Consider the following 485-nt stretch of genomic DNA (forward strand, 5'->3'; position numbering starts at 1 on the left):
CCACCACTATTTATGATGATGGCACCACTAACGGCACTGATCCTGTAGATCCTACTGATCCTACGGTAGGTGATGACACCCCAATAGTAAGCATCACTGGTACAGCAAGTCTGAATGAAATGGCTGCTGACGGTACTCCTAATGAAGCGACTTATACAGTCAGCATCAGCAACCCAAGCACTGAAGACACGGTCGTGACTGTCACGATTAGTGATGGCAGCACTGAAGGCTCAGCTGACTACACCGCACCTGTCACACAAAACGTGACGATTCCAGCGGGTCAAACCTCCGTTGACATCACCGTACCGATTGTGAATGACAATGTATTTGAAGGTCCAGAGGACTTTAACGTCGCAGTCACAGCAGTCACAGCCGGTACCGCGACCATCGGTACCAACAACAGCGTCACCACCACTATTTATGATGATGGCACCACTAACGGCACTGATCCTGTAGATCCTACTGATCCTACGGTAGGTGATGAC

At 49.9% G+C, this 485-nt stretch carries 1 protein-coding gene; it reads left to right on the top strand.

Features of this window, described 5'->3' with window-relative positions; genetic code table 11:
• The coding region (locus AC2FA3_RS15090) for a Calx-beta domain-containing protein (protein WP_490510297.1) at nucleotides 1-485 on the top strand (485 nt) is incomplete at both ends.

The organism is Janibacter sp. CoH_79_TC_3, assembly GCF_058197955.1.